Below are 244 nucleotides of genomic sequence, written 5' to 3'. Positions count from 1 at the left end.
TCCCGCAGTCGTTCACTTGCCGCCTGTATTGCCGCATCGTCCTGGTCTATTCCTATTAATCTCCCCGTGGCAGATAATAATTTGCATACTTCCGAGGCATGTCCTGCCCCTCCCAAAGTTCCGTCAACATAGATGCCGTCCGGCTTCACATTCAGATTGTCTATGGTCTCTTTCAGTAATACCGATTTGTGTTTAAACTCCATCTAACACTCTTACTCCTTTTTTCACCGGATCTAGATGATAA

General features: G+C 45.9%; 1 protein-coding gene. It reads right to left on the bottom strand.

Annotation, left to right across the window (positions count from 1 at the left end; translation table 11 throughout):
* On the bottom strand, nucleotides 1–203 hold a 203-nt coding region (mraW, locus tag AC2FA3_RS15520; protein ID WP_490510376.1), incomplete at its 3' end, for a 16S rRNA (cytosine(1402)-N(4))-methyltransferase.
* Nucleotides 204–244 lie beyond the last annotated feature (41 nt).

The organism is Janibacter sp. CoH_79_TC_3 (assembly GCF_058197955.1).
This window is presented reverse-complemented; position numbering and strand designations above follow the sequence as displayed.